The sequence below is a fragment of the Lonsdalea britannica genome, assembly GCF_946477055.1.
Lineage (GTDB): Bacteria > Pseudomonadota > Gammaproteobacteria > Enterobacterales > Enterobacteriaceae > Lonsdalea > Lonsdalea britannica_A.
In genome coordinates, this window is record NZ_CAMKXG010000152.1 from 1 (window position 1) to 8739 (window position 8739).

8 protein-coding genes are annotated in these 8739 nt (G+C 57.1%); 3 read left to right on the top strand and 5 right to left on the bottom strand.

All coding sequences use genetic code 11. The features are described from left to right. Both guaA and guaB read right to left on the bottom strand, forming a co-directional pair. Nucleotides 1-1544: glutamine-hydrolyzing GMP synthase (gene guaA, locus Q7O77_RS11150; protein ID WP_304167021.1), on the bottom strand; the 1544-nt coding region annotated here is incomplete at its 3' end. A 94-nt stretch (nucleotides 1545-1638) separates the two neighbouring features. Further along, entirely contained in the window at nucleotides 1639-3108 is a 1470-nt protein-coding gene (gene guaB, locus Q7O77_RS11155) for an IMP dehydrogenase (RefSeq protein WP_304167024.1), read from the bottom strand. Nucleotides 3109-3278: 170 nt separating this feature from the next. On the opposite strand from guaB, the gene xseA reads away from it, so the two are divergent. The 3 genes from xseA to Q7O77_RS11170 all read left to right on the top strand — a co-directional run bounded on the left by xseA (nucleotide 3279) and on the right by Q7O77_RS11170 (nucleotide 6131). Next, the gene (gene xseA, locus Q7O77_RS11160; protein ID WP_304167027.1) at nucleotides 3279-4634 is read left to right on the top strand and encodes an exodeoxyribonuclease VII large subunit; all 1356 of its coding nucleotides are present in this window, start codon (nucleotides 3279-3281) and stop codon (nucleotides 4632-4634) included. A 116-nt stretch (nucleotides 4635-4750) separates the two neighbouring features. Then, a complete protein-coding gene (locus Q7O77_RS11165) occupies nucleotides 4751-5812 on the top strand; it encodes a M4 family metallopeptidase (RefSeq protein ID WP_304167030.1) in 1062 nt (353 codons plus the stop codon). After that, entirely contained in the window at nucleotides 5781-6131 is a 351-nt protein-coding gene (locus tag Q7O77_RS11170; RefSeq protein ID WP_369696218.1) for a protealysin inhibitor emfourin, read from the top strand. Before Q7O77_RS11165 ends, Q7O77_RS11170 begins: the two co-directional genes overlap by 32 nt. A 16-nt stretch (nucleotides 6132-6147) precedes the next feature. Here Q7O77_RS11170 and Q7O77_RS11175 read toward each other — a convergent pair whose 3' ends face one another. From Q7O77_RS11175 to Q7O77_RS11185, 3 genes are all read right to left on the bottom strand, one after another. Continuing rightward, a complete protein-coding gene (locus tag Q7O77_RS11175; protein WP_304167032.1) occupies nucleotides 6148-6390 on the bottom strand; it encodes a zinc ribbon domain-containing protein in 243 nt (80 codons plus the stop codon). Nucleotides 6391-6503: 113 nt separating this feature from the next. Then, nucleotides 6504-7997: a ribosome biogenesis GTPase Der gene (gene der, locus Q7O77_RS11180; RefSeq protein WP_304167035.1), complete on the bottom strand. Its 1494-nt coding sequence runs from the start codon at nucleotides 7995-7997 to the stop codon at nucleotides 6504-6506. A 148-nt stretch (nucleotides 7998-8145) separates the two neighbouring features. Next, the coding region (locus Q7O77_RS11185; RefSeq protein WP_304167038.1) for a PQQ-binding-like beta-propeller repeat protein at nucleotides 8146-8739 on the bottom strand (594 nt) is incomplete at its 5' end.

Here is an 8739-nt window from a genome sequence, read left to right on the forward strand (position 1 = left end):
GAGACGTCGTAAACAACGCGGGAGATGCCGTCCACTTCGTTGATGATGCGGTTGGAAACGCGGCCGAGGAAATCGTACGGCAGGTGCGCCCAATGCGCAGTCATGAAGTCCACGGTTTCTACCGCGCGCAGAGAGACGACCCAGTCGTATTTACGGCCATCGCCCATCACGCCCACGGAGCGAACTGGCAGGAAGACGGTAAATGCCTGGCTGACTTTCTGATACAGGTCAGCCTTATGCAGTTCTTCGATGAAGATGGCATCGGCGCGGCGCAGCAGATCGCAGTACTCTTTCTTCACTTCGCCCAGCACACGTACGCCCAGACCCGGCCCCGGGAACGGGTGACGGAACAGCATGTCGTGCGGTAAGCCCAGCTCCAGACCGATTCTGCGGACTTCGTCTTTGAACAACTCTTTCAGCGGCTCGACAAGGCCCAGCTTCATTTCTTTCGGCAGGCCGCCCACGTTATGGTGGGATTTGATGACGTGCGCTTTACCAGTGGCAGACGCGGCGGATTCGATCACATCCGGATAAATGGTGCCCTGAGCCAGCCATTTCACATCCGTCAGTTTGCTCGCTTCTTCGTCGAAGACTTCCACAAACACACGGCCAATGATTTTACGCTTGGCTTCCGGCTCATCAACCCCCGCCAGCGCGCTCAGGAAGCGCTCTTCCGCCGGAACATGAACAATGTTCAAACCGAAATGGTCGCCGAACATTTCCAGCACCTGATCGGCTTCGTTCAATCGCAGCAAACCGTTGTCCACGAAGACGCAGGTCAGGCGGTCGCCGATGGCGCGGTGCAGCAGCATCGCTGTGACAGAGGAGTCAACGCCGCCGGACAGGCCGAGGATGACTTTATCTTCGCCGACCTGCTCGCGAATGCGGGAGACGGCATCGTCGATGATTTTCGCTGGCGTCCACAGCGCTTCACAGCGGCAGATATCGAGGACGAAACGCTCCAGCATGCGCTGGCCCTGACAAGTGTGCGTCACTTCCGGATGGAACTGTACGCCGTAAAAACGTTTTTCTTCATTCGCCATAATGGCAAACGGACAGGTATCGGTACTGGCTACGGTCTCAAAACCTTGCGGGATCGCGGTGACTTTATCACCGTGGCTCATCCAAACGTCCAACAATGGTTCGCCCGCCGCGCTGACGGCATCCTGAATGTCCCGCACCAGCGCGCTGGCAGACTTCACTTCCACCTGCGCGTAGCCGAATTCACGCTGATTGGAGCCTTCAACTTTTCCGCCCAGCTGCATTGCCATGGTCTGCATGCCGTAGCAAACGCCCAACACAGGAACACCGGCCTCGAACACATATTCAGGCGCTCGCGGGCTGTTGAACTCGGTGGTGCTTTCCGGGCCGCCGGAGAGAATAATCCCGTTCGGATTGAACTCGCGAATCTGCGCTTCGGTGACATCCCATGCCCAAAGTTCGCAGTACACGCCCAGCTCACGTACGCGGCGAGCGACGAGTTGCGTGTATTGCGAACCGAAATCCAGAATAAGAATGCGGTGTTGATGAATGTTTTCTGTCATGAGAGGCGTATTCCAATACGGATAGAAGCGAATGAAAAATAGAACCCGATAAATATTACCGGGTTCTGTTCGTTAAATCAGCCAACAAAAGCGCTTAACCTAAGCGGTAGTTAGGCGACTCTTTGGTAATGGTAACGTCGTGAACGTGGCTTTCTTGGATACCAGCGCCGCTGATGCGGACAAATTCAGCTTTGGTGCGCAGCGCGTCGATGGTCGGACAACCCGTCAGACCCATGCAAGAACGCAGGCCGCCCATCTGCTGATGAACAATCGCCTTCAGGTAACCCTTATAAGCGACACGGCCTTCGATACCTTCCGGCACCAGTTTGTCGGCTGCGTTGTCTGACTGGAAGTAACGGTCAGAAGAGCCTTTGGACATCGCGCCCAGAGAGCCCATGCCGCGGTAAGATTTGAACGAGCGGCCCTGATAGAGTTCGATTTCGCCCGGAGACTCTTCCGTACCCGCCAGCATAGAGCCTACCATGACACAAGCCGCGCCCGCGGCAATGGCTTTGGCGATGTCGCCGGAGAAGCGAATACCGCCATCGGCGATCACCGGAATGCCTGTGCCTTCCAGCGCGGCAACCGCGTCGGAAATCGCCGTAATCTGCGGCACACCTACGCCGGTTACGATACGCGTCGTACAGATGGAGCCCGGGCCGATACCGACTTTGACTGCGTTAACGCCCGCTTCAGCCAACGCCAACGCGCCAGCGCCGGTGGCAACGTTGCCGCCGATGATCGGCAGGTCAGGATATTTAGCGCGTGTATCGCGAATACGCTGCAATACGCCTTCAGAATGGCCGTGAGAGGAGTCGATTAGCAGAACATCGACGCCAGCAGCGACCAGCGCGTCGATACGCTCTTCATTGCCTTCGCCCGCGCCAACGGCAGCGCCGACGCGCAGACGACCGCGCTCGTCTTTACAGGCGTTTGGTTTACGTTCCGCTTTTTGGAAATCTTTAACGGTGATCATGCCCTTCAGGCGGAACTGATCGTCGACGACCAGCGCCTTTTCGATGCGGCGTTCATGCAGTTTGTGCAGCACGACTTCACGATCGCGCGCTTCGGTCTCGCTTACGGTCACCAGACGCTCTTTCGGCGTCATCACGGCGCTGACCGGCTTGTTCATATCGGTCACGAAACGCACGTCACGGCCGGTGATGATACCGACGAGTTCGTTGCCTTCCGTCACGACCGGATAACCCGCGAAGCCGTTACGTGCGGTCAGGTCTTTCACCTGCTGCAAGGTCGTTGCCGGGGTTACCGTCTGCGGTTCAACCACGACGCCGCTTTCGTGACGTTTCACGCGGCCGACTTCTTCCGCCTGACGCTCAATGGTCATGTTTTTGTGAATGAAGCCCAGACCGCCTTCCTGTGCCAGCGCGATCGCCAGAGCAGATTCGGTTACCGTATCCATGGCGGCAGACAGCATAGGGATGTTCAGGCGAATGTTTTTCGTCAGTTGAGTGCCGAGATCGGCCGTGTTGGGCAGAACGGTAGAATGTGCGGGAACGAGCAGGACATCATCAAACGTCAATGCTTCTTTTGCGATACGTAACATGGGCAATATCTCACCGAGGATGGATGGAAGATTAGATAAAATATTGCCGCGGCATTATACAGAGCATATACGATTGCCTCCAGCCTTTTTTATAAAAAGCCTTGCGTACAGCCCTTTGACCGGTAGTATGGAAAGATTAACCCACTGCTTTGAAACTTGATCTTTCTCTCATGCCACAGTCTCCTTCTAGCGCCATTTTTACCGTAAGCCGCCTCAATCAGACGGTCAAACAACTGCTGGAAGGCGAGATGGGCCATATCTGGCTCAGTGGCGAAATCTCCAACTTTTCGCAGCCGTCATCCGGCCACTGGTACTTCACGCTGAAAGACGAGCGCGCTCAGGTGCGCTGCGCCATGTTCCGCGGGAGCAACCGGCGGGTAACCTTCCGGCCGCAGAACGGTCAGCAGGTGCTCATCCGCGCCATGATTACGCTGTACGAGCCGCGAGGCGACTACCAATTGCTGGCGGATAGCATGCAGCCCGCCGGAGACGGCCTGTTGCAGCAGCAGTTCGAACAGCTGAAGCAACGCCTGTTTGGCGAAGGGTTATTTGACCAGCAGTTCAAGCAGCCACTGCCGAAACCGGCTAAGAGAGTGGGCGTCATCACATCGGCGAGCGGCGCCGCGCTGCATGATATTTTACAGGTGCTGCAACGCCGCGATCCGTCGCTGCCGGTCATCATCTATCCGACCTCCGTGCAAGGCGCAGACGCGCCGCCGCAAATCATCCGCGCCATCGAACTGGCCAACCTGCGTGATGAGTGCGATGTCCTGATCGTCGGCCGCGGCGGCGGCTCACTGGAAGATCTGTGGAGTTTTAACGACGAACGCGTCGCCAGAGCGATTTTCGCCAGCCGCATCCCTATCGTCAGCGCCGTCGGCCATGAAACGGACGTCACCATCTCCGATTTCGTCGCAGACTTACGCGCCCCGACGCCGTCCGCCGCCGCGGAACTGGTCAGCCGTAACCAGCAGGAGCTGTTGCGACAGGTGACAACCCAGCGCCAACGGCTGGAAATGGCGATGGATTACTATCTGGCGCAGCGCCAGAGCCTGTTCACTCGTCTGCATCATCGTCTGCAACAGCAGCATCCCCAGCTGCGTCTGGCGCGCCAGCAAAATCGGCTTATCCGATTACGTCAGCGACTGGATGACGCCGTACAGCTCAGACTGCGCCAAAGTTCGCGCAGGCAGGAATACCTCCAGCAACGGTTGCTGCAACAGCCGCCGCAGCCGAGAATCCATCGCGCGCAGCAACACCTTCAGCAGTTGCACTACCGGCTGCAACACGCGCTCGACAAACAGATGGGTCAGAACAAACAGCGTTTCGGCGAAGCCTGCTCCCATCTGCAAGCGGTTAGCCCGCTAGCCACGCTGGGTCGAGGCTACAGCGTGACCACGACCCCGTCGGGCGACGTGTTGAAAAAAGCGGGCCAGATTGCCGCCGGAGACACCCTCAGCACGCGGCTGCAAGATGGGTGGGTTGAAAGCCAGGTGACCGCCATTCATCCGGCCGATAACGCCTGAAATCGCTCTTCGTCTGAAAATGATTTCCTGAACTATACTTATCGCTCCTTTACTGGTTATCTACGTTATGGACGTCCGCTCATACCGAGAGATATGCATCCATGTGGAGATGATGTATGAAAGCGATTCATAGCATAGTACCCCCGTATATCCTTCATCGTATCGTCAGCAATGGTTCTGACGAAGAGCGACGGCTCGCTCAGCAAACGCTGATGCACGTACAGTCGCTGATGGTCTCCGCCCAGACGCGTCCTCCCGAGCACGACACGCTCCCCGGCGGTCAGGTCCACCGCCACATTCATGACGCGCAACATCAGCAAACGCTGCCTGGCACGCTTGTTCGCGAGGAAGGTCAGACCGCCACGGGCGATATCGCCACGGATGAAGCCTATGAGTATCTGGGTGCCACCTACGACTTCTTCTGGCAGGTTTTCGGCCGCAATTCTTTGGACAACGCCGGGCTGCCGCTGCTGGGCTCCGTCCATTTCGGTCAGGATTATCAGAACGCTTTTTGGAATGGGCAGCAAATGGTCTTCGGCGACGGCGATGGCAAAATTTTTAACCGCTTCACCAGCGCTATCGACATCATCGCCCATGAGCTAACGCACGGCGTCACCGAGAGCGAAGCCAATCTTCTCTACACCCGCCAGTCCGGCGCATTGAACGAATCGCTGTCCGATGTTTTTGGCGCCATGGTGAAGCAGTTTTATCTTAAACAAACGGCTCAGGAGGCGGACTGGATCGTCGGCGCGGGCCTGCTGACTGAGGCGATTGATGGCAAGGGGCTGCGCTCCCTGTCCCGCCCGGGAACGGCCTATGACGACCCGCTGCTGGGTACGGATCCGCAACCTGCTCATATGCGTGATTACATCAACACCCGTGAAGATAACGGCGGCGTACACCTCAATTCCGGTATACCCAGCCGCGCCTTTTATCTGGCTGCGACCGATCTCGGCGGGTATGCCTGGGAAAAAGCGGGTGCCATCTGGTACGACGTTTTGTGCGACAAATCGCTGCCACAGAACGCCGACTTTTCACTGTTTGCCCAATATACCGTGAATCGTGCGGAACAGCGTTTTAGCACGGCGGTAGCGGATACCGTGCTGCATGCCTGGCATCGGGTGGGCGTGGATACGGGGATCCCGAATGAGTATGAACGCACTGCCCCGCTTGACTGACGACGCCATTATCGAACTGGCGCGGGAAGGCGGCATCGCCTGGATACCCAAATTATCCGGGCCGAGGTGGGTGGTATTAGCCAAGCTGCCTGAGGAAGAACGTCAACGCATCTGTGCGGTACTGCGCAGCGTGTTGCCTTCTGCGGAGTCCGACGATCCGGCCGATCCCCCCGGCCGTGGCGATCAGTTTTACTACCGAATTCATATTCTCCGGGGTGAGTCAGACCGCAGCGACACATCCCTTCAAGAATGGCGGATTCCCGAACGGAATGCGCCGGAACTGGACGCTCTGTGGCAGAACGCACAGCCAGCGCCGTGATGTCTGCGGCGACGGCTCAATCCGACGTATCGGTCAGAACCGGTTGGTAGCGGAACGCCACGCGTTTTTTTGAAATCAAACCGTGTTCATGTGCGCAAAAATAGTCCACCGCGCCACAGGCTTTAAGTACCTGTAACGGCTGTCCACAGTCTGGGCACAACGCCTCCCGGCGATAATCCCGTCGACACTCAGCACAGCTGAAACGCTCATCGCTGCGCCCTTGCATTTCGTGCTGGCACTGCGGACATCGCGGGATCATGCCGTTCTCCTTTTCCATCGTGTGGCGACCTCACTTCTGACTGACCGTCTCGCAATAAAAACGGGGCAGAAAATAGTCTGCCCCGCCGGTCCAATCTGGCACTTCAATTCGGCTTATTTGCCTTTTTTGATGTGCTGCATCAGACGTTTACGTTTACGCAGCTGGTTTGGCGTCAAGGTATTTCGCTTGTTCGCAAACGGGTTTTCCCCTTCTTTGAACTGAATGCGGATCGGCGTTCCCATCACCTCCAACGAACGACGGAAGTAGTTCATCAGATAACGTTTATAAGAGTCCGCCAGATCTTTGACCTGGTTGCCGTGGATCACGACGATAGGCGGGTTATAACCCCCGGCGTGCGCATATTTCAGCTTCACGCGACGTCCACGCACCAGCGGCGGCTGGTGGTCGTCAACGGCCATGCGCATGATACGCGTCAGCAGCGAAGTGCTGACTCGGCGAGTCGAGCAGGTGTAAGCCTCAGTAATCGACTCAAACAGGTTACCTACGCCGCTACCGTGCAGTGCGGAGATGAAGTGAATACGGGCGAAATCGATGAAGCCCAGACGCAGATCCAACGTTTCCTTCACCTGCTCTCTCACATCCTGAGAAAGACCATCCCACTTGTTCACCACGATCACCAGCGAGCGGCCGCTGTTCAGGATAAAGCCCAGCAGAGACAGATCCTGATCGGAGATCCCTTCGCGAGCATCGATCACCAGCAGCACCACGTTGGCGTCTTCGATCGCCTGCAGCGTTTTGATGACGGAAAACTTCTCGACGGTTTCCGTGATCTTGCCGCGCTTACGCACCCCGGCAGTATCGATCAGGATATATTCGCGCTCGTCACGCTCCATCGGAATGTAGATGCTGTCACGCGTCGTTCCGGGCATGTCGTAAACCACGACGCGATCTTCGCCCAGAATACGGTTGGTCAGCGTCGACTTACCGACGTTAGGACGACCCACGATAGCCAGTTTGATCGGCAAAGATTCCGGATCGAAGTTATCTTCAACCTCGGCTTCCTCTTCGGCTTCAGTTTCAATGGCCAGCTGCTCCGCCCAATAGGCGGCGTTGGCTTCTTCTTCCGTCAGTTCCTTCGGCTCTTCGTCCTGATCTTCCGCAAACGGCAGCAGCACTTTTTCCAGCAGGCCGGTGACGCCACGGCCATGCGATGCCGCGATCGGGTAGACTTCGCCGAGGCCCAGCGAATAGAAGTCCGCCGTGCCGGTATCCACATCGATCCCATCGATTTTGTTGGCGACCAGGAACGTGGATTTTTGACGGTTGCGCAGATGCTGGGCAATGCCCAAATCCGCTGGCATCAACCCATCACGGGCATCAACCATGAACAGCACGATATCCGCTTCTTCAATCGCCAGCAGAGACTGGTCCGCCATCCGTGTTTCCACGCCTTCTTCACTACCGTCAATACCGCCTGTATCGATGATAATGAACTCGTTTCCTTCCACCTCGGCACGACCATACTTGCGGTCACGCGTCAGCCCAGGAAAATCCGCCACCAATGCGTCACGAGTACGCGTTAAGCGGTTAAACAGCGTGGATTTCCCCACATTCGGGCGCCCGACCAGCGCGACGACAGGTATCATTGTTACAACCTCATTGCTTATATTTCAATTCGTTACAGCAAGCTTAGCTGGCTGATCATAAAACACGAAACGGCTCCTGATAGCGTCAGGAGCCGTTCGACAGGTCGAAGGCCATTCTGGCGCCCTCGCCCGGAGTAAAACACGTGTACTAGCGCGTAAAGGCGTAAACCTCGCCGTCTTTAGCCTGAATCAGCAGCTTATCGCTGGCTACCACAGGGTTGCTGAGGAAGCCGGAGCTATCCACTTTCTGCTGAGAGACGAAACGGCCATCGGTCGTGTTGACCCAATGCATGTACCCTTCCGCGTCCCCAATCACCAGGTAACCATTATACAGTGCCGGGGCCGTTAGATTACGGTGCAACAGCTCGCTCTGACGCCAGATGCTCACGCCGCCGCTGGTATTCAGAGCCACGATGCGATCATCCTGATCGACCAGATAGATACGGTCGCCGTCAACGATGAAGTCGTTCACCGAGCCCAGCTCGCGTTTCCACAAAATCTGACCGGAGCGCAGGTCCAGCGCCGTCAGGTTGCCGTGGTAACCCAGCGCATACACCACTTCGCCAACGATCACCGGCGTAGTATCGACGTCGTTCAGACGGTCAATTTCGGTCGCGCCACTTGGCTGGGAAATGCGTTGCTGCCAAATCAATTGGCCCTGGTTGATCAGCACGGCGCTGACGCGTCCGTTGTCGCCGCCAACGATGGCCGCGCCAAATGCGGTCGCAGGCGCAGACTCGCC